Source organism: Maribacter aestuarii (assembly GCF_027474845.2).
Taxonomy (GTDB): Bacteria; Bacteroidota; Bacteroidia; order Flavobacteriales; family Flavobacteriaceae; genus Maribacter; species Maribacter aestuarii.
Window position 1 is genome coordinate 3,085,256 of record NZ_CP107031.2, and the last position, 24,745, is coordinate 3,110,000.

Sequence of the window (24,745 nt, forward strand, 5' to 3'; positions counted from 1 at the left end):
ATAAAAAGATGAACAAACAACTCATATTTAAAGAAAGACCAGTAGGGGCCGCAGATGAAAATACATGGTCCTTAGAAGAGAACCCTATTCCAGAAATAGAAGAAGGCCAAGTATTGGTGCGGAATCATTACATCTCTCTGGATCCAGCCATGCGAGGCTGGATGAACGAAGGAAAATCCTATATAGCGCCCGTAGAAATCGGAGACGTTATGCGGGCAGGCTCGGTTGGCGAAGTCATAAAGGCCAAAAACCATCCAACGTTTAAAGAGGGGGATTATATTTCAGGGCATGGGGGAGTTCAGCAATATGTTGCCACTGATGGAAAGGGCTATTACAAGGTTGATCCGAACTTAGCTTCCTTACCCACCTACATTGGTACGTTGGGCATGCCAGGAATGACGGCCTATTTTGGAATTTTGGAGGTTGGTAAAATAAAGGAAGGTGACATTGTTCTGGTTTCTGGTGCAGCTGGTGCGGTAGGTAGTATCGTAGGACAAATTGCCAAGATAAAGAGCTGTAAGGTAATTGGCATTGCCGGTGGATCGGAAAAATGTAAATATGTAGTGGATGAACTTGGATTCGATGCCTGTATCGATTATAAAAATGAAGACATCAAGGAGCGACTAAAGGAGGAGTGCCCCAAAGGATTGGATGTGTATTTTGATAATGTGGGTGGTGAAATATTGGACGCTGCGTTGGGAAGATTGCGGATGCACGCTAGAGTAGTGATATGCGGCGCAATTTCACAATACAACAACAAAGAAAATATGAGAGGGCCTGCCAATTATTTATCCTTGTTGGTGAACAGGGCTACCATGCAAGGAATGATCGTATTTGATTGGGCGGATAGATATGGAGAAGCCAGTCAGCAAATGGGCAAATGGATGGCCGAAGGAAAGTTGAAATCCCGTGAAGATGTCTATGAGGGAATCGAGAACTTTCTAGAAACGTATAACCGACTTTTCACAGGGGAAAAACTAGGAAAATTAGTATTAAAGGTTATTGAAGATTGATTTCGAAGCATGTCGTTCTATCAAAAAATAGCGAAAATAGGCTCAAAGTTTATCGGGAAACCTAAGATGTTCAAGTATGGTTTTAACCTTTCACCAATGTACAGGCGTAGCACCGGTCGAATTGTAGATGTTTCTGAGGATATGATGGATATAAGAATTAAGCTACCCATCAGCTATAAAAACCGGAATTATGTGAACACTATTTTTGGTGGAAGTATGTTTGCTGCCGTGGATCCGATTCCAATGGTGCAACTCATGGATATTTTAGGCTCCGACTATGTGGTTTGGGATAAGTCCGCTGAAATATTTTTTAAGCGTCCCGCAAAGGAAAACCTCTATGCGCACTTCTCTTATTCCATAGAAGAGATTGATAGGATAAGGGAAAGCGTTGCGCTTAAAAATGAAACGGAAATCGTTAAGAAGACAGCACTCACCAATAAAGAGAGGGACATTGTATTCTGTGAGGTATGGAAAACAATTTATATTGCAGATAAGCCCTATTTTAAAAATAAAAGAGCAAAATCTAAAAAATGAAAGCAATTCGGTGTACATCTTATGGACCACCATCCAATTTAAAGTTGGAGGAAATTGATGGGCTGCATGCAGGTCCCAAAGAGGTTTTAGTCGAAGTTAAGGCGTGCGGTCTAAATTTTCCGGACACCTTGATCATTCAAGGCTTGTATCAGTTTAAGCCTGAATTACCATTCACTCCAGGAAGCGATATTTCTGGTATTGTAAAGGAAGTTGGAGAGGGGATAAGTCATTTAAAAGTGGGGGATGAAGTTTTTGGATTTGTAGCACATGGAGGGCTTGCGGAAGAAGTCATTGTACCGGGTAATGCTTGTTTTCCAAAACCTGACCAAATGGATTTTCCCATAGCAGCATCCTTCATGATGGCCTATGGCACATCATATCATGCTTTAAAAGACAGGGCAATTTTGATGGAAGGAGAGACCTTGCTGGTACTGGGCGCTTCTGGCGGAGTAGGTCTGGCAGCTGTTGAATTGGGAAAATTGATGGGCGCAAAAGTAATTGCAGCTGCATCAACGGACGAAAAGTTATCACTATGCAAACAGTATGGTGCCGACGAACTTATCAATTATACTACACAGGATTTAAAATCTACTTTAAAAGATATCACAGGTGGTAAAGGAGTGGATGTCGTTTATGATCCTGTTGGGGGAGATTTTTCAGAACAGGCGCTAAGAGGTACGGCATGGAACGGACGATTTTTGGTCGTAGGGTTTGCGGCTGGGAAGATTCCAAAAATTCCACTAAATCTCCCCTTACTTAAAGGAGCATCAATAGTTGGTGTTTTTTGGGGCGGATTTGCTATGAAATATCCGAAAGAAAATATGGCCAATACCATAAATTTAATGCAGTGGTATACCGAAGGAAAACTAAAGCCGCACATTCACAAAATAGTCTCCTTAGAAAATACTAAGGAAGCCTTAGAAGAGATGATGGATAGAAAGGTAAAGGGAAAAATGGTGGTTAAAATCTAATAAAAATATCGATATGAGATTAAAGGATAAGATTGCAGTAGTAACGGGTGGTTCTAGAGGAATCGGAAAGGCTGTTTCAGAATTATTTGCCAAGGAAGGCGCTACCGTAATTATTATGGACCTATTGCCTCAAGGTCAAGACGTAGCGGATGATATTAACGCATCTGGAGGAAAAGCTGAATTTCACGATGTTTCGGTAACGGATAAATCAGCTGTCGAAAAACTTTTTAAACAAGTGAATTCCAAACATGGTAAAATTGATATACTAATCAATAACGCCGGGATTACGCGTGACCGCACCTTGGAAAAAATGAGTGAGGAAGAATTTGATGCCGTAATCGATGTAAACCTAAAGGGGGTCTTTATCTGTACACAGGCCGTTGCACCCTATATGAAGGCAAATAAGTACGGCAGAATCGTAAGCGCTGCCTCCAATGTCGGATTGCGTGGCAATTTTGGACAAACGAACTACGCCGCAACCAAGGCAGGGGTAATTGCCATGTCCAAGACATGGACGATGGAATTGGGAAAGTACGGTATCACCGCTAATGCCATAGCTCCGGGCTTCACCATGACCGATATGGTGGATAAGATTCCGACTGAGCATTTTGATGCTATAAAGGCTAGCATTCCGCTAAAGACCGTAGCGCAACCTATTGATATTGCATATGGGTACTTATATCTGGCATCGGACGAAGCACGCTTCGTCTCTGGAATTTGTTTGACTATTGACGGCGGGACCTCAAGATAAAATACATAGTATGGGAAAATTAGTTTTGAAGGATTTAAATGAGTTTCGCAGTTTCGAGGGTAAGTCTCCTCCCACTGGGGAGTGGATTCCTATCACTCAGGAAATGATCAATAATTTCGCCAAGGCTACACTAGATTTCCAGTGGATACATGTAGACGTTGAAAAGGCTACCAAACATTCACCGTTTAAAAAACCTGTTGCACATGGTTTTATGTCAGTATCCCTCTTATCCAAAATGTTGGGAGATTTGATTGAGGTACAATCGGTCCAGATGGGTGTAAACTACGGGTTGAACAAAGTCAGGTTTCCCCATCCGGTTACGGTGGACAGTAAATTAAGGTTACATGCGAAAATAACTACTATTGAGGACTATGCTGATACGGGTGTAAAAGTTACATGGCAATGTTCTGTAGAAATTGATGGGGCGGATAAACCGGCCTGTGTCGCAGAATTTATAAGCTTAATGTTCGAGTAAAATCAACCGATTCCAGAGATTTTTACAAAATTGAATATACATTATTTTGTATATTCCAAGGTTGCCAAAATATACCAAACCAATGACCAGACTCTTCGATTTATTAGACTATCAATTAGAAAATACACCCTTGGAAGCTTCCATAAGCGGAAGGGATAATAGCGGGAATTGGCAATCCTACAGTACCCAAGAATTAAAGGATGCTGCCAATAAGGCCGGAGCAGGCTTGCTCAAACTTGGCCTCGTGCCTGGCGACAAGGTGGCCATTGTAGCGTACAAGAACAGGCCGGAATGGGTCATAATGGATTACGCCATTCAAATGGCAGGTATGATTAGTATACCATTATATCCGACCATAAGCGTATCGGAATATGAATATATTTTGACCGAGGCAGAAGTGAAAGCGGCTTTTTGTGGCGGTTTGGACCTTTACGATAAGTTATCCAAAACGCAGAAAGCGGTATCTACATTGGAACATATTTTCACTTTTGATGGTTTCGAAGGCAGCCCTTTTTGGGAAACAATGTTTTATCCTGATGGTGTTTTGGGTCTTGAAAGTATCAAATCTGAAATAAAAGGGGAGGATTTGGTAACGATTATCTACACATCTGGGACTACCGGAAATCCTAAAGGAGTGATGCTGAGTCATAATAATATAATGCATGTCGTGATTGCGACTTCTGATTTGCTTGTGGCAAAGCCAGAGGAGAAAGTTTTAAGTTTTCTTCCGCTTTGTCATATTTATGAAAGGGCGGTTTCTTTTTGCTATTGTTATAAAGGAGTTTCAGTATTTTTCTGCGGAACGGACAATCTCAGTGGACCCGAGGGCGACTTGGCAGCTGTGCAGCCCGTAGCTTTTACAACAGTACCACGATTATTGGAAAAAATATATGAAGCTATTTATAATAAAGGTCTGGCACTGGAAGGTGTCAAAAGAAAACTCTTCTTCTGGGCTTTAAGCTTAACGGACGATTATGAAATAGAGCAACGTTTGTCTTTTTTCGAGAAATTGAAATGGAAATTAGCGGACAAATTAATTTTCAGCAAATGGCGAGCTGCTTTAGGCGGAAATGTTAGGCAGATTGTTACCGGTGCTGCTCCATGCCCCATAAAAATATTACGTGTATTTTGTGCTGCAGGTATACCCATTCGGGAGGCTTACGGATTGACGGAAACTTCACCCACATTGACCGGAAACACTATGGAGCCGAATGGCACCTTGATCGGAACGGTTGGATACCCTATTGATGGTGTTGAGTTGTTCATAGATAAAACATCTGGGGATTACAAAGAGGATGAAGGAGAAATTTTGGCTCACGGCCCTAACGTAATGCTTGGCTACTACAAGAAACCAGAAATTAATGAGCGAGTTTTTAAAACAATTGATGGTAAAAGATGGTTTTGTACAGGAGATATTGGAAAATTAGTAAACGGACCCGGCGGGAGAAAATTTTTAAAGATTACGGACAGGAAAAAGGAATTATTAAAAACCTCTGGAGGAAAGTATGTAGCCCCTGCACCCATTGAAAATAGGATAAGGGAAGATTTTCTAGTTGAACAGATGATGGTGATCGGCGATAAACAAAAATTCGTTTCGGCATTAATAGTTCCTTCAGAAGAAGCACTAAAGAATTGGTGTATTCATAAAAAAATGAATTGGACCACTTTAGAGGAGATGATTCTGCATGAAAAAGTGACGCGAAAATATCAGAAAGTAATAGATCGATATAATCCCGAATTCGGACATATTGAGCAAATCAAGAAGTTTAGATTGATTGCTACTGCTTGGCTACCCATTCACGAAGACGGTTCCGATGCCGAATTAACGCCTACTTTAAAATTGAAAAGAAGAATTATAAGGGAAAAGTATAGTAGCGAAATAAGCGCTATTTATGAGGATTAGAAAATTCGTAAAAAACCAGTATTCAAAAAGTAAAGCCACCGCTCTTAAAAAGAAAAAACCTTCCGAAAAGGAAGGTTTTTTGTGACCTGGCTGGGGCTCGAACCCAGGACCCTCTCCTTAAAAGGGAGATGCTCTACCAACTGAGCTACCAGGTCAAAAAATAAGCATTCAATTCTCTGAATGCGGGTGCAAATATAAGGGGATTCATTTATTTTCCAAGTCGATTTTAATAGAAATTTCTTTTTTTTTGAAATGAGTATAATTTAGTTCAATTTTACACAAAGCAAATAAGTGAAAATAGTACTTGTAGGTTATATGGGGAGTGGTAAGACCACAATCGGTAAAATACTCGCCAAGGATTTGAATATTAAATTCTTAGACTTGGACGATTACATAGAGGAATCCGAATCCATTTCAATAAAAACTATTTTTAAGGAAAGGGGAGAGATATATTTTAGAAAATTGGAATTTCAATATTTAAAGGAAATTTTAGCCTTAGAGCATGATTTTGTGCTCTCATCCGGTGGGGGAACTCCATGTTATGGAAATAACATGAAAATCATACTGGCGGCTACACCAAATGTGTGCTATATTAAAGTGTCTATCGCTGAACTGGTTGCCAGACTAGCCAATCAAAAAGAAACCAGACCGCTGATAAAGAATATTGATGTGGAAGAGCTACCGGAATTCATTGGTAAACATCTCTTTGAACGTAGTTTCTATTATAGTCAAGCTTTTCATACCATTAATGCGGACCAAAAAAATCCAATGGAGCTATCGGAAGAAATAAAACAAATCTTAGTTTAAGTAGACGCGGTCGTTTTTGGCTTCAAACCTCACATTAACATGTTCTTGTAAAGATGTACTTAACGAGATTCCCTTAAAATCTGCCTTCACGGGATATTTTTTATGGTTTCTATTAACGAGCACAGCGGTCTTTAGTTGCTTCAGTGGAGTTTTTAAAAAATGCTGGACCCCGTAAATCAATGTAGTTCCAGAATTAAGGACGTCATCCACCAGTACAACCGATTTATTTTTATAGTCTGCTTCAGGAATCGAGGTGGTAACTCCGCTCTCTAATGGATTATTTTTGTCCATATGAACTTTGCACAGAATGATTTCTGCTTCAGTAATCTTTTTTAGAACAGCCACAATTTTTTTGGCAAAATTAATTCCTCCCCCTTCAATCCCAGCAATGATTATTTCTTTCTGGGAAACATTTGCTTCATAAATTTGATAGGCAATGCGCTCAATTTTATGCTGTATTTGCTGATGCGAAAGTATAGTCTGCTCCATAAGATTTCAATAAGAATTAAAGATAGGGATGTTTTTAAAAAAGATTCAATCCTTTTCGTCTTTTGTAGACTTGGGAGATTCATTTACCTCATGGTCCATACTATGGGAAGGGCTTTCCAGATAATCGTCAATTTCCCTACGGTCCTTTTTCGTGGGCCTACCGGCTCCTTTTTTTCTATAATAGTCCTTTGAATATTGGAGCAGTTCATTATGCTCAAAAGCGGATGCGGGCGTGGTGTCTTTTCGGTACATGTCGACCAACTTGGCACCAACCCTACTATCTGGGATATCCAAAACGGTTAGGGTATAGTTAATTTGGTTCTTTCTTACTATAAGCTTGTCCATAGGAAATATTTCCCTACTGGGTTTGGCCACCTGTCCGTTAACTTGTACGTGACCTTTTTTACACTGTGTGGTAGCCAAGTTCCTAGTCTTAAAATAGCGCGTACACCATAAGTATTTGTCTATTCGCATGGTAATTAGAAATCTTTGTTAAGGTCTCCTGCAAAAATAGGGGAAAATTGTATCTTGCGCCCTTAAAAATCTGTGTTGATGAAATTGAAGAACGCCTGTTTAATAGGACTCGCTATTTTGGGAATTTGGTCCTGTAAGGATGATGATAATCCAATTGGAGAAATTGTACCTCCCAGATTGATGAGCGAGGTGGCCGTTGAGGACGATGCGGAAATTCAAGCTTTTTTATCCACTCATTTTTATAATTACGAAGAGTTTCAGTCTCCTCCCGCTGATTTTGACTATAAAATCCGTTTCGATACCATTGCGGGTGAGAATGCGGACAAAGTTTCTATTCTGGAAAGCGGAATGCTAGATGGTGTAGAATTTATCACCGAAACCATCTCGGTTGCGGCATCGGATTTTGGAAGAAGTGACGAGGAAGTAGTTGATCATAAATTATATGTTTTGGTTGCTAGGCAAGGATCTGAAGAAGGAAATCCAACCATTGGAGATAATGTAGTTTTAAGATATGAAGGTCTCTTGTTGAATAGAACATTGTTTGATGCCTCGTCGAACCAGCCAGTAGTTTTAAATTTATCTGCTGGAACAAGACGTGGATTTGGAAACGGTGTTGAGTATTTTCAAACCGGTATGGGTCCAATTGAAAATGGGGATGGAACCATAAGTTATGAAGGTTTTGGAATTGGTGCTATTTTTATGCCTTCAGGGCTTGCATATTTTGACGTTTCCCCGAGTAGTTCTATACCGTCATATTCACCTTTAATTTTTAAAATTGACGCTTTTGCTTATGAGGAGGATACTGATTTTGATGGCGATGGTATTCCTTCAATCTTAGAGGATTTAAATAATGACGGAAATTTAGATAACGATAATACGGATGGTGATACGGAACCAATAACTATTTATTTGGCCAATTATAACGATACCGATGATGATGGAGATGGTATTCCAACAATAGAAGAAATAGAATTAGATGCCGAAGGAAATTTCGTAGGTTTTTTAGATACCGACGGAGATGGTATTTTTGACCATCTGGATAATGACCTTTAAGGCATTGCACAAATAAAAAAAGCCCTCGAGATTTTGCTTGAGGGCTTTTTTGTTTAATATAAATACACTTATATTTTTAGACTAAGACTTATAATTAGTTGATCAGGTCTCGTATCTATGCGGCTAGGACCAACCGTTGTAAGATTCGTGTTAATGAAATTGGCTTCGTTATCACTAAAACCACGTTCGTAACGCAAGTCTATTCCCAACTTACCTAGATTAACACCGGCACCAATGTTTAAACCAACCGTAAAATCATTGTTCACATCATCAATGGTAATCCCATCGAATTCTGTGTTCAGAATATACTGAAAAGAAGGTCCGGCAAACAGATGCAAAGGTCCTATCACTTTAACTCCCAGTAGTAAGGGGGCATCCAATTTACTCATATCAAAATCATTTCCGTCATAATCGGATTTGGTCTTCGTGTACACCAATTCAGGACGGAAATAAATTCTAGAAATACCTATTTTACCGAAAACGCCCAGATGATAGCCTACATTTCTGTCAGGGTTGCGAGCGGCCTCCCCGGCCGATTCAAAATAATCTCCGTTGGCATTGTAATTCAATCCTCCTTTAATACCAAAACCAGATTCACTTTGGGCCGTTGCAGAAAGCCCAAACAATACCATAGCTGCAAGCAAAAGTGTTTTTTTCATAATCGTTTTGTTTTTAGTGATAAATGGGCATCAAGAATAATACCACATCATCAAATTCTCGTTATACCATCAAAACGTAAAGGATAGTCCTTTATTGCGCTTTCTAAAGTTCGCATTTGTAACATATGGCCTAGTATCTTTTCAACTGAAATATTGACGCGAACGGTATAGACATCTTTAGTTTTTTATTAAGCTTAAAAGAAATCCGGTTCATTATCTTTGCAACTTCATTCCTAGCCATTGAAATTTACACTACATAAAACAGATTTATTAACTAAGGCAAGGGCTGGTACCCTTGTCACCGACCATGGTGTTATAGAAACTCCGATTTTTATGCCCGTAGGTACGGTGGCCTCGGTTAAAGGAGTTCATCAAAAGGAATTGAGGGAAGAGATTAAACCAGACATTATTCTTGGAAATACCTATCACCTGTTTCTACGTCCAAAAACCGATATACTCAAAGCCGCTGGCGGCCTTCATAAATTTATGGGTTGGGATGGTAATATCCTTACAGATAGTGGTGGTTATCAGGTGTATTCCCTTTCGGCCAACCGAAAAATAAAAGAAGAGGGCGTAAAGTTCAAATCACATATAGATGGTTCCACACATTTATTTACGCCGGAGAATGTTATGGAAATACAACGGGTAATTGGTGCGGATATCATTATGGCCTTTGATGAGTGTACCCCGTATCCTTGTGATTACAATTACGCGAAGCGGTCCATGCACATGACCCATAGATGGCTGGACAGGTGTATTGCCCATTTGGAGAAAACTCCTTTTGAATATGATTATGCACAAGGTTTCTTTCCTATCGTACAAGGTTCTACCTATAAAGACCTAAGAAGACAATCGGCAGAATATATTGCCAACGCTGGTGCTGAAGGGAATGCTATAGGGGGGCTTTCCGTTGGAGAGCCTGCGGAGGAGATGTATGGAATGACGGAGGTAGTGTGTGAAATATTACCAGAGGACAAACCTAGATACCTGATGGGTGTTGGTACACCCATAAATATTTTAGAAAATATAGCCTTGGGAATAGATATGTTCGACTGTGTAATGCCGACCAGAAATGCCCGTAACGGCATGCTCTTTACCGCCCATGGTACCATCAATATAAAGAACAAGAAGTGGGAGGATGATTTTTCCGTATTGGATGACATGGGAACTACGTTCGTGGACAAGGAATATTCAAAGGCCTATCTACGCCACCTATTTGCTGCCAATGAGTATCTTGGGAAGCAAATAGCAACCATACACAATCTCGGTTTCTATCTTTGGTTGGTACGCGAAGCAAGGAAACATATTTTGGCAGGTGATTTTATGGAATGGAAAACGGTAATGGTTAAACAAATGGACAAACGATTGTAATGCTTTCCATCATAGACAAATACATACTAAAACGTTACTTAGTCACTTTTTCTGTGATGCTATTGTTGTTCATCCCCATAGGAATTATGGCCAATCTTGCGGAGCAGATCGGTAAGATGATTGATAATGAGGCACCCTTGAACGAAATTCTGGTGTATTACATGAATTTCACCATTTATATTGGGAGCTTGCTTTTCCCTATTTTCCTCTTTTTATCGGTCATATTTTTTACCTCCAAATTGGCGAACAATACGGAAATCGTGGCAATTTTAAGCTCTGGAGTCTCATACGGTAGGTTTCTCAGACCCTATTTGATTGGGGCCACTTTGGTTGCCATTCTTATGTTTTTTATGACTATGTTCATTGTGCCTAAGGCGAGCGTGGGCTTCAACGAGTTTGTATATAAATATCTAAAAAAAGGAAAGAAGGATAGGATTACCAATAATATTTTTAATCAACTCAACGAAACTGATTTTATCTATGTAAGTAGTTTTGACCCGTCCAGACAGTTGGGCCATAACTTCACGTTTGAAAGGTTCGACAATAATAATGAATTGGATTTTAAGATTTCTGCAGCCAACATACGATGGGTAGATAAAGACAGTATCTATCGGCTCACATCCTATAAAAAAAGAACCGTTCGGGGAGATACATCCATAATTGAAAGCAAAAGACGGTTAGATACCTTGTTCACCTTTAAAATAGATGACCTTACCCCAGTTTCCTATGTAGCGGAAACTAAAAACCTATATGAGCTGGATAAGTTCATTGCCGACCAAAAAAGAAAGGGAGCGTCTAACATCAATACTTATATTTTGGTGAAATATAAAAGATGGGCCTTGCCGCTCACCGCATTTATCTTGACCATTATTGCGGTAGCCGTTTCCTCTGTTAAACGCAGGGGTGGAATGGGCGTAAATTTAGCCTTTGGTATTCTCGTGGCTTTCGTTTTTATCTTTTTTGACAAAGTATTCGGGACATTGGCGGAACAATCTGGCTTTTCACCACTTTTGGCAGTCGTGATTCCCAATGTAGTTTTCGGCGTCTTAGCTTTTTATCTGCTACAAAATGCAAAAAGATAGAATAGGGAATCTTATCCACCTTCACTTTATCGTTTTTATCTGGGGTTTTACGGCTATTTTGGGCAAGCTCATCTCCATAGATTCCCTTCCGTTGGTCTGGTACCGTATGGGTCTTGCATCGCTATTCATTTTGGTTTACATTTTTTTGTCAAAATTTGATTTAAAAATCACAAAAAGGACTTTGGGCTGGTTTTCTATTGGAGGTATTGTGGTCGCTTTGCATTGGGTGACTTTCTTTTTGGCGATAAAAGTTTCTACTGTTTCCGTGGCATTGGCCATGATGTCTACCGGAGCTTTTTTCACGGCGTTAATGGAACCGTTCTGGTATGGAAGAAAAATTATTGTTTATGAAGTCTTTTTCGGATTATTGGTTATTATAGGGCTATACCTCATATTCCGAGTAGAATCCAAATATGCCTACGGTATGGTTATTGCCCTGATTTCAGCATTTTTGGCGGCGGTTTTTGCGCTTATCAATGGAAAATTGGTCAAAACCCATAAACCATCTATCATTTCATTTTACGAATTGGGAATTGGTGTGCTATTCCTTTCTCTGGTGCTCGGCGTAAGTGGAAAATTCAACAGTGCTTTTTTTGTTTTGAATATTATGGATTGGACCTATTTATTGGTTTTAGCGCTTGCATGTACGGCGTACGCCTTCATTGCTTCGGTTAAAATAATGCGCGTTCTCACCCCTTACACCGTAATGCTTACAACCAATTTGGAACCTGTTTACGGAATAATTCTGGCATGGTTTATTTTTGGCACCGATGAAAAAATGAATCCATTGTTTTATGTTGGTGCCGCAATAATATTACTCACTGTAATCGCCAATGGAATTTTAAAGAACAGGAAGATTTAAGACTTTACGGCTTAAAGTTCTATATTTGTGGTGACCAAAAAACTAAAGCTTTTTTACTATGGAATATTTGGATTTTGAACTTCCAATCAAGGAATTGGAGGAGCAATTGGACAAGTGCATGATTATTGGAGAGGAGAGTGATGTTGATGTAACGGAGACCTGTAAACAGATAGAGCAAAAACTTACGGAGACCCGTAAAGAAATTTATAAGAACCTCACCGCTTGGCAAAGAGTACAGTTGTCCAGGCATCCCAACAGACCTTATACCTTAGATTATATTAGAGCCATTTGCGGTGAAACCTTTTTAGAGCTTCACGGTGATCGTAATGTAAAGGACGACAAGGCCATGATCGGAGGTTTAGGAAAAATTGGTGATCAAAGCTATATGTTTATCGGTCAGCAAAAAGGATATAATACAAAGACCCGGCAGTACCGTAATTTCGGAATGGCGAACCCGGAGGGTTATCGCAAAGCACTCCGCTTAATGAAATCTGCCGAAAAATTTGGTATCCCTGTAGTTTGCCTTATTGATACCCCTGGTGCTTATCCTGGTATTGAAGCCGAGGAACGTGGGCAAGGCGAGGCTATAGCTAGGAATATTCTAGAAATGACCCGTCTTAAGGTTCCTATTATTGTGGTGATTATTGGAGAAGGTGCCTCTGGAGGGGCCTTGGGTATTGGAGTGGGGGACAAGGTCCTTATGTTGGAAAATACGTGGTACTCCGTTATTTCTCCGGAATCCTGTTCATCAATTCTATGGCGCAGCTGGGAATTTAAGGAAAGAGCGGCTGATGCCCTAAAACTTACGGCAACGGACATGAAAAAATTAAAACTGATTGATGAAATTGTTCGCGAACCTGCTGGAGGAGCACATGCCAATAGGGACAAAACTTTTGAAATTGTAAAGAATAAAATCGTTGCTACTTTTGAGGAGTTGCAAAAGTTATCACCAAAAGAACTGGTGACACAACGTATGGATAAGTACGCAGAAATGGGTGTTTTTAATGGCTAATATGCCGTTTTAGCAACCTCAGAAAAATCCGAAGCTATATACCTTCGGATTTTTTTGTTATCAACATAAAATCGTAACTTATTAACACGTAATTGTTAGTCAACTGTGAACATCCTAAAGCACAAATTTCACGTTAACTAAAGGTTAATTGCATATTTTCGCACTCATGGAGAACACAAACCCTTTAATCGGTCGTAAGATCGCTAAATCTACTATAATTAATCTTGAAAGAGGTAAAATACCACCTCAAGCGGTTGATTTAGAGGAGGTTGTGTTAGGGGCAATGATGATTGACAAAAAGGGTGTGGATGAAGTAATAGATATCCTACATCCAGATGTATTCTATAAAGACTCCCACAGATTTATTTATGAGGCCATTTTTGTTCTCTTCGAGGAATCGCAACCGGTTGATTTATTAACCGTTTCCGCCCAATTAAAGAAAGCAGGAAAATTAGAGGCTGCCGGAGGGGATTTTTATCTTATAAAACTGACCCAAAAAGTGGCATCTTCTGCTCATATTGAGTTTCATGCCCGGATTATTTTACAAAAGTTCATTCAACGTAGCCTTATTAAGATTTCGAATGAAATTATTGAGGATGCCTATGATGAAGGAACGGACGTTTTCGATTTATTGGACAACGCGGAATCCAAATTATACGACGTAACCCAGGGTAATTTAAAAAGGTCCGCCGAAACTGCCCAAAATTTGGTCATCCAGGCCAAAAAGCGAATTGAAGAAATCGCCAATAAGGAAGGCCTGAGCGGTATTCCATCCGGATTTGACAAAGTAGATAAGCTTACTTCTGGCTGGCAACCAAGTGATTTGGTAATCGTTGCGGCACGACCGGGTATGGGTAAAACGGCGTTGACACTTTCAATGGCCAGAAACATTGCCGTTAACTCCAATATCCCAGTAGCATTCTTTTCGCTGGAGATGTCTTCTGTACAGTTAATTACAAGGTTAATTTCTTCTGAGACAGGATTGTCATCGGAAAAATTAAGAACAGGTAAATTGGAGAAGCATGAGTGGGAGCAATTGAACGTTAAAGTCAAAACACTGGAGAAGGCGCCTTTGTTTATAGACGATACGCCCTCACTTTCCATTTTTGACCTAAGGGCCAAAGCTAGGCGTTTGGCATCGCAACATGGTATCAAAATGGTCATTGTAGATTATTTACAGTTGATGACAGCTGGTGGTAGTCAGAAGGGCGGAAACAGGGAACAGGAAATTTCGACCATTTCCCGAAACCTAAAAGCATTGGCCAAAGAATTGAACGTACCGGTGATTGCACTATCGCAACTATCCCGTGCGGTGGAAACCAGGGGCGGTAGCAAAAGACCTATTCTTTCAGATTTACGGGAGTCCGGGGCCATTGAGCAAGATGCGGATATCGTTTCCTTCATCTACAGGCCGGAGTACTATAAGATTGAAGAATGGGATGATGAAGAACGAACACCTACTCAGGGTCAGGCGGAATTTATTGTGGCCAAACACCGTAACGGTGGGTTGGATAACATTCGATTAAAGTTCATTGGTAACCTTGGTAAGTTCGATAATTTAGATGATTTTGATTCCCCTTTTGAGTTTCAATCGAAAATGAACGCCAATGAGGAGAATCCATTCTTAACTAAAAATCTACCTAGTACGGATGAAGCTTTTGGCAGCTCCCTGAACGACGGTTTGGGCCCTGAGGACGATAACGATGTGCCTTTTTAAAAATAATTTGTAGATAGACGTTTGGGTTTATTGTTATTCTTCAATAACCATTGAATCTTCTGTATTACGAAATCTTTAACTCACCACGCAATTCATTATTTGATTTTCTCGTTAACTTTGAATAACGCCCACAAAGTTAATTCATGAGTAAAGGTCTTGTTTCTTGGTTATTTATTCTTTTCAGTATCCTGCAAATGACTGCGTCATCCATCCTTATCCCAATGGATGCCGAAGGGCAGAAAAATCATTTAAAGGCATATGGAATAACGTATTGGGTGCTTTCAAAGCAGCAGAAGGTACAATGGTTATTGAATTATAGAGGAGGTTCATTTTTATTTCCTGACGGGGAAAGCATTCGAAAAGAATGTCAAATACGAGGGGTGTCGTTCGAAATTCTTTCAGATAGCCAGGCTAATGCCATTTTGGACGAGATTAGTAGTCCGTCTAGAAATCAGGATGCAGTCATATTAGAAAAGCCACCTAAAATAGCGGTGTATTCCCCAAAAGGAAATCAACCATGGGACGACGCCGTTACTATGGCGCTTACATACGCAGAGATTCCTTATGTTACCATTTATGACGAAGAAGTTCTTAACGATAAATTGGCGCTGTATGATTGGCTTCATTTACATCATGAGGATTTTACGGGACAGTATGGTAAATTTTATGGGGCCTACAGGGCAACACCTTGGTATATTGATGGAAAGAAGGAGGCTGAGCAATTGGCCAAGAAGTTGGGGTATGATAAGGTCTCCAAAGAGAAAGGCGCCGTAGCCTCAAAGATTAGGAATTACGTTATTGGTGGTGGATTTATGTTTGCCATGTGCTCCGCAACGGATAGTTTTGATATTGCATTGGCAGCCGATGGCGTAGATATCTGCGAACCTATGTTTGACGGGGATGCTTCCGACCCCAACTACCAAGCAAGTTTGGATTATTCCAGAACCTTTGCCTTCAAAGATTTTACTTTGGAACGTAGTCCTCTAAAGTATGAGTTTTCATCAATCGATATGACAAACAAAAGGGGCAATGTTCCAAAGGAATCGGACTATTTTTCTTTGATGGACTTTTCGGCCAAATGGGACCCTGTTCCTACGATGCTATGTCAGAACCATACATCCCTAGTCAAAGGTTTTATGGGGCAAACGACAGCTTTTACACGTTCTGAACTCAAACCTACGGTACTGGTTCTAGGAGAGAATAAATTAAACTCAGAAGCTAGGTACATTCATGGGATAAAGGGAAAAGGTTTTTTTACCTTTTACGGCGGACATGATCCTGAGGATTACCAGCATAGGGTAGGGGACCCGAAAACAGAATTGGAACTACATCCCACCTCACCCGGCTATCGTTTGATACTGAACAATGTGTTGTTTCCTGCCGCAAGAAAGAAAAAGCAAAAGACCTAAAAAATCAATTTTTCTAAGATTTTCTCAACACCATAATTGTCATTACTGCTTGTTGAATAGCTCGCGGCTTTTTTTACATTAGGATGCGCATTTTCCATAGCAAAACTAAAATCTGCCAAGGCCAACATTTCTAAATCGTTGTTGTAGTCGCCAAAGACCATTAATTCGTCCGGCTTTATGTTATAAAGCGACATGACTTTATCCAATGCATATCCTTTATTGGCATTAGGACTGGATATATCCACCCAATTCTCCCCGGAAATTTTTACCTGCAGCGTATCCTCTAAATGACTCACAAAAGGATAGATGTAACGTTCGGAGCTTTCAAAATGGTAGATGGCTATTTTAATGATTTGCTCTTCAAAATGGTAAAAATCATCAACCAAACTAAATTCGGTATAATATTCTTTGAGTTTGTTGATGAACACTTCGGAGGTTCTGGAAACATAAGCGTTATGTTTACCACATAGTATGGGGTAAATATTAGGAACATTTGCCAGGGTATCAAGGATTTCAACGATGTTTTTTTGGGGCAATGGCGTAGAAAGTATTTCCTTCCCTTTGTTCATTGCAAATCCCCCATTCTCGGCAATCACGATTATATCATCCTTAATTGGATGAAGCTTTTCAATAATACTATTATATTGTCTGCCACTTGCCGCTATGAATTGAATGTCCTGAGTCTTTAATTGTTGAAATAATTCAAAAAAACGGTCGCTCACCTCATGCTTGGAATTTAACAAGGTCCCATCCATATCCGATACTACCATCTTCACTTTGGATAAATTCATAAACTTCATACTATTAGTAGGCAAAGGTATTTCAATATGGGTTATTTATGGGTATTCATCCTAAAGTTTTACCTTTAATTCATATTTGCAGCTAATGAGTTTTTTTCAAAAGGAAATTAGACTTCGTGCCTACCCTAGAGGTTTTCATTTAATCACCAATCAGATAAATGACACACTACGTGAAATGGGTAATATAGAAATGGGCATCTGCCATATTTTCATCAAACACACTTCCGCAAGTTTAACTATGAATGAAAATGCCGATCCTACGGTTCGAACCGATTTTGAAAGTCATATGAATGTAATGGTCCCTGAAAACGCACCATATTATATTCACACCTATGAAGGGGCCGATGATATGCCGGCTCATATAAAGGCATCTTTAATGGGCGCATCCGTGCAGATCCCCATTACAAAGGGAAAATTAAATTTAGGTATCTGGCAAGGGATATATCTCTGTGAACATCGGGATCGAGCTTCTGGTAGGAGTATTGTAATTACAATAATTAATTAAAAAAAATAATTTATGACAACGGAAGAATCTATTTTAAATAAAATTCAAATTTTGATTACCAATCATTTTCAAACACCGGAAGAGGCTTTTGAATTTTTTGACCAGGACAACGATAGAAAACTTAATAAAGGGGAAATCGTGAAGTTATTGAAAGAAGCAGAAATCAATGGCTTTTTAAGAGGAATTGTTTCTTCAAAACTCATTGAGGGATATGACAAGAACAAGGATGAATTGATTGATTGGGAAGAATTTAAAATGGCCGTCTCCAAGATTAAAAAGGCCTAATTCTATTGGTTAATAAAAAGAAAAAATCCGGTCCACCTACTGGCGGACCGGATTTTCTAAAAGTGAGATTTCTTATTTTTATTTTACCTGTTCTACAACAGCTTTAAAAGCTTCCGGATGGTTCATTGCTAAATCGGCAAGTACCTTTCGGTTCAATTCTATTCCTTTAGCTTTTACACCGCCCATGAACTGGCTGTATGACATTCCGTGTAATCTGGCACCGGCATTAATACGGGTAATCCATAGGGCACGAAAAGTTCTTTTTTTGTTTCTACGGTCTCTATAAGCATATAACATTGCTTTTTCCACCGCATTTTTTGCTACTGTCCAAACGTTTTTACGTCTTCCAAAGTAACCTTTGGCTTGCTTCATTACCTTTTTCTTCTGGCTCTGGAAGCTACTGCATTTACTGATCTTGGCATTTTTTTCTAATTGTTTTTGTAGTAGGCGGTCTAAAATCGACTCTTTGTTTTTTAACTTCTAGTTGTCTCACTGTGGACAGTTAAAGTTTTGGCCTAACTCCATGGTTAATAATTTTACCTTTTGAGCTATTTTACTTTAAACGTAATTGCTCTTTAATACTGTTAACATCATGTGGATGAACCAATGTGTCATGAGTTAACGCAAGCTTCCGCTTTTTAGACTTCTTTGTAAGAATATGGCTCTTAAAAGCGTGCTTTCTTTAATTTTACCGGTACCCGTAAGCTTAAAACGCTTTTTGGCACTGGATTTTGTTTTCTGTTTAGGCATTTTCTCCTAGTTTATATTAATTGATCTCACTTTGTACCGAAACCTGTTTTAGCTACAAAGCCAATTCAAGTTCCAGTATTTTTTTTCATTCAACAAGCCCTAAAACGGGCTTGATAAAATGCTTCCATCATTACACTTTAGTGTAATGTTGGACTAATCCTTATTTTATTTGCTCTTTGTCTTAGGGGCAATGAACATTGTCATTCTCTTTCCTTCCAATCTAGGCATTTGCTCCACTTTGCCTAATTCTTCCAGTTCGGATGCTAATTTTAAAAGCAAAATTTCACCCTGGTCTTTATAAACGATAGATCTTCCCTTGAAAAAAACATATGCCTTTAATTTGGCACCATCCTTAAGAAACTTCTCAGCATGTTTTTTCTTAAACTCATAATCGTGATCATCCGTGTTGGGACCAAATCTTATTTCTTTGACTACCACCTTGGAAGCTTTCGCTTTCATGGCTTTATCCCTTTTTTTCTGCTCGTACAAAAACTTTTTATAGTCTATGATTTTACAAACAGGAGGTTTCGCTTTTGGCGAAATTTCAACCAAATCCAACTCTAATTCATTGGACAAGTCCAAAGCCTTTCGAATGGGGTATACACCTACTTCCACATTGTCGCCTACCAACCTTACTTCTGGAGCAAGTATTTTTTCATTGATATTGTGAGGGTTCTTATTTTCCCTTCTAGGTTGGGGTCTAAATCTTTTACGTATTGCTATGACTAATTATTTTTAATTAAACTTATAAATTTCAAAACGACTTTAAGGTACTATTTATTTCCGTATCGACCAAGTCAGTAAACTGTTCTATAGAGATGGCTCCTAAATCTTCACCGCCATGTCTGCGGACAGAAATTGTATTCTCATTTTCATCGTTTTCACCTACAATCAACATAAAGGGAATTTTATTCATTTCTGCCTCCCTTATTTTCTTGCCAACCGTCTCGCTCCTATTATCAATGAGGGCGCGAATTTCGTTATTTTCTAGGGATTTTAAAACTTTTTCCGCATATTTTTCATGTTTCTCACTCACGGGCAGTATAATCGCCTGTTCTGGAATTAACCACAAGGGGAAATTACCACCAGTATGTTCCAACAAAAGGGCTATGAACCTTTCCATGCTACCAAAAGGAGCCCTATGTATCATAATAGGCCTATGGAGTTCATTGTCACTACCTTTATAGGTTAGGTCAAATCGCTCAGGAAGCGTATAATCTACTTGTATTGTACCTAACTGCCATTGCCTTCCCAATGCGTCCTTCACCATAAAATCTAGCTTAGGTCCATAAAATGCTGCTTCACCCTCCTCAACAACAAAATCCAGTCCCTTTTCCTTGGCGGCATTAATAATGGCGTTTTCCGCTTTTTCCCAGTTCTCCTTTGTTCCTATATATTTATCTGGATTTTCCGGATCACGAACAGACACTTGGGCGGTAAAATTATCAAAACCAAGGGACCCTAATACATAAAGGGAAAGATCAATGACATTTTTAAACTCTTGATCTACCTGATTAGGGGTACAAAAAATATGCGCATCGTCTTGGGTAAAACCCCTGACCCTAGTAAGTCCATGCAGTTCCCCACTCTGTTCGTATCTATATACTGTACCGAATTCGGCATATCTTTTGGGTAGTTCCCTATAGCTAAAAGGTTTGGCGTTGTATATCTCACAATGGTGAGGACAGTTCATAGGTTTCAGTAAAAACTCCTCATCCTCTTTTGGGGTTTTGATAGGCTGAAAACTATCCGCCCCGTATTTTTCGTAATGTCCGGAAGTTACATACAGCTCTTTTTGTCCAATATGAGGAGTGACCACCATTTCGTAGCCTGCTTTTTTCTGGGCCTTTTTCAGAAAATCTTCAAGTCGTTCCCGCAAAGCTGCTCCTTTAGGAAGCCATAACGGCAAACCTTGTCCTACTTTTTGTGAAAATGTGAACAACTCCAGTTCCTTGCCCAACTTCCTATGGTCTCGTTTTTTTGCTTCTTCCAAAAGCTCCAAATATTCTGTGAGCTCTTTCTGTTTCGGGAATGAAATTCCGTATACCCTAGTTAGTTGTGGATTGTTTTCGTTTCCGCGCCAGTAGGCGCCCGCAACACTCAGGATTTTTATGGCCTTTACGATACCCGTATTGGGTATATGTCCCCCGCGGCACAAATCTGTAAATGTATCATGGTCACAAAACGTAATGGTCCCGTCCTCCAAGTTTTCGATCAGTTCAACTTTGTACTCGTTACCTTCGCTTTTATAAAATTCCAATGCGTCCGATTTGGAAACGGACCTCATGTTAAAATCATGTTTGCCTCGGGCGATATCAATGGCTTTTTGCTCTATACGCTGAAAATCTTTTTCAGAGATAGTGCCATCCGGTAAATCTACGTCGTAGTAGAACCCATTTTCAATGGCTGGCCCTATAGTAAGTTTAACCCCCGGGTATAGCTCCTCCAACGCTTGTGCAACAATATGTGAGGTAGAATGCCAAAAAGCGGTTTTACCCTCCTTATCGTTCCAAGTATAAAGTATTAAAGCCCCATCCTCGTTCAAAGGAGTAGAAGTTTCAACGACGGTATCATTGAACTTTGCGGAAATAACGTTTCTCGCAAGCCCCTCGCTAATACTCTTGGCAACCACCATTGGGGTAGTGCCTTGTTCAAATTCTTTTATAGAGCCGTCCGGCAAAGTAATTTTAATCATCGTTGTATATGTAAGTGGGCAAAGATAATATCTAGTATTCAAGTCCACAATTTATTGGAACTATGTTTTGGGCGTTCCCCACGGGGTAATATGGGGTCGGGCCACACATTATATCCCTCACTGCGCTCGGGGATATCATTTCTGTCCCTAACGCAAAATTAATTTTTCTATTATCTCCGTTGTTTATATTGCATTTATTTGCTAAATTCAATGCCCTTTAAATTTTTATGGTTCATAATAACCTAGGGTTGAAGAGGTTAAAAATTGAGTAAAAAAAAGTGTAAAAAAGAGGTTAATTTTATTTTTAATTAAAAAAACACTCTTATATTTGCACCCGCTTTGGGAGATACCTGGGGCGATGTCCGGGGAGTTTTTCCCGGGTTTATGGAGTTCATTGACATATTGTGGAGAACAAAGCTATCATCGGGAGGGGTCTTCGGGTCTTTTCCGGTGGTGGCGGTAGAGAATATATTAAGATATCAAGAATTAGATCGATCGGATCGGGGCCGGGGACGGAAATTTCGGAGACGTTGGGACGAATACAAATGAAACAACGATGAAGAGTTTGATCCTGGCTCAGGATGAACGCTAGCGGCAGGCCTAACACATGCAAGTCGAGGGGCAGCGGGAAGTGCTTGCACTTTGCCGGCGACCGGCGCACGGGTGCGCACCGCGTATGGAACCTACCTTCTACAGGGGAATAGCCCAGGGAAACTTGGATTAATGCCCCGTGGTACCGGCTAACAGCATTGTTTACCGGTTAAAGGCTTCGGCCGGTAGAAGATGGCCATGCGTCCCATTAGCTCGATGGTAAGGTAACGGCTTACCATGGCTACGATGGGTAGGGGCCCTGAGAGGGGGATCCCCCACACTGGTACTGAGACACGGACCAGACTCCTACGGGAGGCAGCAGTGAGGAATATTGGACAATGGAGGAGACTCTGATCCAGCCATGCCGCGTGCAGGAAGAATGCCCTATGGGTAGTAAACTGCTTTTATACGGGAAGAAAAAGGGCCACGTGTGGCCTGTTGACGGTACCGTAAGAATAAGGACCGGCTAACTCCGTGCCAGCAGCCGCGGTAATACGGAGGGTCCGAGCGTTATCCGGAATTATTGGGTTTAAAGGGTCCGTAGGCGGGCGATTAAGTCAGTGGTGAAAGTCTGCAGCTCAACTGTAGAATTGCCTTTGATACTGATCGTCTTGAGTCATGGTGAAGTTGGCGGAATATGTAGTGTAGCGGTGAAATGCATAGATATTACATAGAACACCGATTGCGAAGGCAGCTGACTAACCATGTACTGACGCTGATGGACGAAAGCGTGGGGAGCGAACAGGATTAGATACCCTGGTAGTCCACGCCGTAAACGATGGATACTAGCTGTCCGGGTCCTTGAGACCTGGGCGGCCAAGCGAAAGTGATAAGTATCCCACCTGGGGAGTACGTTCGCAAGAATGAAACTCAAAGGAATTGACGGGGGCCCGCACAAGCGGTGGAGCATGTGGTTTAATTCGATGATACGCGAGGAACCTTACCAGGGCTTAAATGCATTTTGACAGGGGTAGAGATACCTTTTCCTTCGGGCAATTTGCAAGGTGCTGCATGGTTGTCGTCAGCTCGTGCCGTGAGGTGTCAGGTTAAGTCCTATAACGAGCGCAACCCCTACCGTTAGTTGCCAGCATGTCATGATGGGGACTCTAACGGGACTGCCGGTGCAAACCGTGAGGAAGGTGGGGATGACGTCAAATCATCACGGCCCTTACGTCCTGGGCCACACACGTGCTACAATGGCCGGTACAGAGAGCAGCCACGTCGCAAGGCGGAGCGAATCTACAAAACCGGTCACAGTTCGGATCGGGGTCTGCAACTCGACCCCGTGAAGCTGGAATCGCTAGTAATCGGATATCAGCCATGATCCGGTGAATACGTTCCCGGGCCTTGTACACACCGCCCGTCAAGCCATGGAAGCCGGGAGTGCCTGAAGTCCGTCACCGTAAGGAGCGGCCTAGGGCAAGATCGGTAACTAGGGCTAAGTCGTAACAAGGTAGCCGTACCGGAAGGTGCGGCTGGAACACCTCCTTTCTAGAGATTGTCCTTTTAAGGACGGTCCCCGACGGTTTTCGGAAACAAGTTTCCGGTCCCGGTCTTTCGGTCTATTTTTTTCATGATATCGTTCCCTCTACGTAGCCTCCACAATCATAATATACAAGTAATTGCCCTTTTGGTACATTGCCAAGAGTGGTAGGGACAGTCCCATAGCTCAGCTGGTTAGAGCGCTACACTGATAATGTAGAGGTCGGCAGTTCGAGTCTGCCTGGGACTACAGGCCCCCTTTTTTGGAAGGGGAACGTTCATTGAGATTGAAATATTGAAGGAAATTCTTGAAGTTGGGTAACCCCAGTTGGCGCATAGTCATCAATTAACCGATAACTGTTAACTGATAACCGACAACTGAATTACGGGGGATTAGCTCAGCTGGCTAGAGCGCCTGCCTTGCACGCAGGAGGTCATCGGTTCGACTCCGATATTCTCCACTAGGCGATGCCTAGGGATAATTTATATTATTCCCTAGTGTATCAAGGTCGACACGACGGTTAAATCTGTACGTGGCGACCCCGCCACACGTTCATTGACATATTGGAACAGGATATACGACATCAGTGTCGTATATACCTAAAAAGAAAGAAACACGAATCTTAGTCGTACGCACTTGTGCGTACGATGAAAGTAAAGAGTACGAACATAATAATAAGTAAGCAATAAGAAGGTTTGGCGACAAGCTGGAAAAGGGCGTATGGGGAATGCCTAGGCTCTCAGAGGCGAAGAAGGACGTGATAAGCTGCGAAAAGCTGCGGGGATCGGCACACACGATATGATCCGCAGGTATCCGAATGGGGCAACCCACCATGTTGAAGACATGGTATCCCGCAAGGGAGGCAAACCCGGGGAACTGAAACATCTAAGTACCCGGAGGAGGAGAAAACAAAAGTGATTCCGATAGTAGCGGCGAGCGAAATCGGATTAGTCCAAACCGTTGTCGTTTCGGCGACAGCGGGGTTGTAGGACCACGACGTTCGAGCGGTGATGAACTAGAACAAGTTGGAAAGCTTGGCCATAGACGGTGATAG

22 protein-coding genes, 3 tRNA genes, 2 rRNA genes and 2 pseudogenes (1 of these 29 only partly in view) are annotated in these 24,745 nt (G+C 40.9%); 20 read left to right on the forward strand and 9 right to left on the reverse strand.

Annotation, left to right across the window (positions count from 1 at the left end; translation table 11 throughout):
* Window positions 1-8 precede the first annotated feature (8 nt).
* From N8A89_RS14100 to N8A89_RS14125, 6 genes are all read left to right on the forward strand, one after another.
* On the forward strand, window positions 9-1,013 hold the full coding sequence (locus N8A89_RS14100; RefSeq protein ID WP_281542816.1) for an NADP-dependent oxidoreductase: 1,005 nt from the start codon (window positions 9-11) through the stop codon (window positions 1,011-1,013).
* A 9-nt stretch (window positions 1,014-1,022) separates the two neighbouring features.
* The gene (locus N8A89_RS14105) at window positions 1,023-1,547 is read left to right on the forward strand and encodes a DUF4442 domain-containing protein (protein ID WP_281542817.1); all 525 of its coding nucleotides are present in this window, start codon (window positions 1,023-1,025) and stop codon (window positions 1,545-1,547) included.
* Complete coding sequence (locus tag N8A89_RS14110) at window positions 1,544-2,518, forward strand: NADPH:quinone oxidoreductase family protein (protein ID WP_281542818.1); 975 nt, start codon at window positions 1,544-1,546, stop codon at window positions 2,516-2,518. The genes N8A89_RS14105 and N8A89_RS14110 overlap by 4 nt, the downstream gene beginning before the upstream one ends.
* Window positions 2,519-2,531: 13 nt before the next feature.
* The gene (locus N8A89_RS14115) at window positions 2,532-3,269 is read left to right on the forward strand and encodes an SDR family NAD(P)-dependent oxidoreductase (protein WP_281542819.1); all 738 of its coding nucleotides are present in this window, start codon (window positions 2,532-2,534) and stop codon (window positions 3,267-3,269) included.
* A gap of 10 nt (window positions 3,270-3,279) precedes the next feature.
* Window positions 3,280-3,744 carry a MaoC family dehydratase gene (locus N8A89_RS14120; protein WP_289644489.1) on the forward strand — a complete coding sequence of 155 codons (465 nt, stop codon included), beginning with the start codon at window positions 3,280-3,282 and terminating at the stop codon, window positions 3,742-3,744.
* Between the two features lie 82 nt (window positions 3,745-3,826).
* On the forward strand, window positions 3,827-5,647 hold the full coding sequence (locus N8A89_RS14125) for an AMP-dependent synthetase/ligase (RefSeq protein WP_281542822.1): 1,821 nt from the start codon (window positions 3,827-3,829) through the stop codon (window positions 5,645-5,647).
* 82 nt (window positions 5,648-5,729) lie between these two features.
* Here the strand turns inward: N8A89_RS14125 and N8A89_RS14130 are convergent.
* Window positions 5,730-5,802: transfer RNA gene (locus tag N8A89_RS14130), tRNA-Lys, on the reverse strand.
* Between the two features lie 136 nt (window positions 5,803-5,938).
* Between N8A89_RS14130 and N8A89_RS14135 the strand changes: the two genes are divergently transcribed.
* Window positions 5,939-6,454, forward strand: a complete 516-nt coding sequence (locus N8A89_RS14135) for a shikimate kinase (protein ID WP_289644490.1) — start codon at window positions 5,939-5,941, stop codon at window positions 6,452-6,454.
* On the opposite strand, the gene N8A89_RS14140 is transcribed toward N8A89_RS14135, so the two are convergent.
* Together N8A89_RS14140 and N8A89_RS14145 are read right to left on the reverse strand one after the other, a co-directional pair.
* Entirely contained in the window at window positions 6,446-6,943 is a 498-nt protein-coding gene (locus N8A89_RS14140; protein WP_289644491.1) for a phosphoribosyltransferase family protein, read from the reverse strand. The two genes, N8A89_RS14135 and N8A89_RS14140, sit on opposite strands and share 9 nt — an antisense overlap.
* Window positions 6,944-6,988: 45 nt before the next feature.
* Window positions 6,989-7,417, reverse strand: a complete 429-nt coding sequence (locus tag N8A89_RS14145) for an RNA-binding S4 domain-containing protein (RefSeq protein ID WP_289644492.1) — start codon at window positions 7,415-7,417, stop codon at window positions 6,989-6,991.
* Window positions 7,418-7,495: 78 nt separating this feature from the next.
* Here N8A89_RS14145 and N8A89_RS14150 point away from each other — a divergent pair, with 78 nt between their 5' ends.
* Window positions 7,496-8,470, forward strand: coding sequence for an FKBP-type peptidyl-prolyl cis-trans isomerase (locus N8A89_RS14150; protein ID WP_281542823.1), 975 nt, complete (start codon window positions 7,496-7,498; stop codon window positions 8,468-8,470).
* Window positions 8,471-8,538: 68 nt separating this feature from the next.
* On the opposite strand, the gene N8A89_RS14155 is transcribed toward N8A89_RS14150, so the two are convergent.
* Entirely contained in the window at window positions 8,539-9,129 is a 591-nt protein-coding gene (locus tag N8A89_RS14155) for a porin family protein (protein ID WP_281542824.1), read from the reverse strand.
* Between the two features lie 240 nt (window positions 9,130-9,369).
* Here N8A89_RS14155 and tgt point away from each other — a divergent pair, with 240 nt between their 5' ends.
* The 6 genes from tgt (at window position 9,370) to N8A89_RS14185 (ending at window position 16,582) form a co-directional block, all read left to right on the forward strand.
* Entirely contained in the window at window positions 9,370-10,500 is a 1,131-nt protein-coding gene (gene tgt, locus N8A89_RS14160) for a tRNA guanosine(34) transglycosylase Tgt (protein ID WP_289644493.1), read from the forward strand.
* A complete protein-coding gene (locus tag N8A89_RS14165) occupies window positions 10,500-11,582 on the forward strand; it encodes an LptF/LptG family permease (RefSeq protein ID WP_281542825.1) in 1,083 nt (360 codons plus the stop codon). The genes tgt and N8A89_RS14165 overlap by 1 nt, the downstream gene beginning before the upstream one ends.
* On the forward strand, window positions 11,569-12,444 hold the full coding sequence (locus N8A89_RS14170; protein WP_281542826.1) for a DMT family transporter: 876 nt from the start codon (window positions 11,569-11,571) through the stop codon (window positions 12,442-12,444). The genes N8A89_RS14165 and N8A89_RS14170 overlap by 14 nt, the downstream gene beginning before the upstream one ends.
* Window positions 12,445-12,502: 58 nt before the next feature.
* Window positions 12,503-13,456 (forward strand): acetyl-CoA carboxylase carboxyltransferase subunit alpha, encoded by a 954-nt coding sequence (locus N8A89_RS14175; protein ID WP_281542827.1) that lies wholly within the window; start codon window positions 12,503-12,505, stop codon window positions 13,454-13,456.
* Between the two features lie 166 nt (window positions 13,457-13,622).
* Complete coding sequence (gene dnaB / locus N8A89_RS14180; protein ID WP_281542828.1) at window positions 13,623-15,173, forward strand: replicative DNA helicase; 1,551 nt, start codon at window positions 13,623-13,625, stop codon at window positions 15,171-15,173.
* Window positions 15,174-15,316: 143 nt separating this feature from the next.
* The gene (locus N8A89_RS14185) at window positions 15,317-16,582 is read left to right on the forward strand and encodes an asparagine synthetase B (RefSeq protein ID WP_281542829.1); all 1,266 of its coding nucleotides are present in this window, start codon (window positions 15,317-15,319) and stop codon (window positions 16,580-16,582) included.
* Here the strand turns inward: N8A89_RS14185 and N8A89_RS14190 are convergent.
* Window positions 16,579-17,373: an HAD family hydrolase gene (locus N8A89_RS14190; RefSeq protein ID WP_281542830.1), complete on the reverse strand. Its 795-nt coding sequence runs from the start codon at window positions 17,371-17,373 to the stop codon at window positions 16,579-16,581. The two genes, N8A89_RS14185 and N8A89_RS14190, sit on opposite strands and share 4 nt — an antisense overlap.
* Window positions 17,374-17,467: 94 nt before the next feature.
* On the opposite strand from N8A89_RS14190, the gene N8A89_RS14195 reads away from it, so the two are divergent.
* Entirely contained in the window at window positions 17,468-17,887 is a 420-nt protein-coding gene (locus tag N8A89_RS14195) for a secondary thiamine-phosphate synthase enzyme YjbQ (protein ID WP_281542831.1), read from the forward strand.
* Between the two features lie 12 nt (window positions 17,888-17,899).
* A complete protein-coding gene (locus N8A89_RS14200; RefSeq protein ID WP_281542832.1) occupies window positions 17,900-18,172 on the forward strand; it encodes an EF-hand domain-containing protein in 273 nt (90 codons plus the stop codon).
* Window positions 18,173-18,250: 78 nt separating this feature from the next.
* On the opposite strand, the pseudogene rplT reads toward N8A89_RS14200, so the two are convergent.
* From rplT to thrS, 4 genes and pseudogenes are all read right to left on the reverse strand, one after another.
* Window positions 18,251-18,594, reverse strand: a pseudogene (gene rplT, locus N8A89_RS14205) (50S ribosomal protein L20).
* Between the two features lie 131 nt (window positions 18,595-18,725).
* Window positions 18,726-18,922 (reverse strand): annotated as a pseudogene (rpmI, locus tag N8A89_RS14210) (50S ribosomal protein L35).
* A gap of 165 nt (window positions 18,923-19,087) precedes the next feature.
* Window positions 19,088-19,645 carry a translation initiation factor IF-3 gene (gene infC, locus N8A89_RS14215; protein ID WP_430682125.1) on the reverse strand — a complete coding sequence of 186 codons (558 nt, stop codon included), beginning with the start codon at window positions 19,643-19,645 and terminating at the stop codon, window positions 19,088-19,090.
* 31 nt (window positions 19,646-19,676) lie between these two features.
* Window positions 19,677-21,617 (reverse strand): threonine--tRNA ligase, encoded by a 1,941-nt coding sequence (thrS, locus tag N8A89_RS14220; RefSeq protein ID WP_281542833.1) that lies wholly within the window; start codon window positions 21,615-21,617, stop codon window positions 19,677-19,679.
* A gap of 553 nt (window positions 21,618-22,170) precedes the next feature.
* Between thrS and N8A89_RS14225 the strand changes: the two genes are divergently transcribed.
* From N8A89_RS14225 to N8A89_RS14240, 4 genes are all read left to right on the forward strand, one after another.
* Window positions 22,171-23,699, forward strand: a 16S ribosomal RNA gene (locus N8A89_RS14225).
* Window positions 23,700-23,866: 167 nt separating this feature from the next.
* Window positions 23,867-23,940, forward strand: a tRNA-Ile gene (locus tag N8A89_RS14230).
* A gap of 137 nt (window positions 23,941-24,077) precedes the next feature.
* Window positions 24,078-24,151, forward strand: a tRNA-Ala gene (locus tag N8A89_RS14235).
* A 238-nt stretch (window positions 24,152-24,389) separates the two neighbouring features.
* Window positions 24,390-24,745, forward strand: a 23S ribosomal RNA gene (locus tag N8A89_RS14240) (it continues 2,477 nt past the right edge of the window).
* The 16S and 23S rRNA genes sit together here with 2 tRNA genes alongside, the layout of an rRNA operon.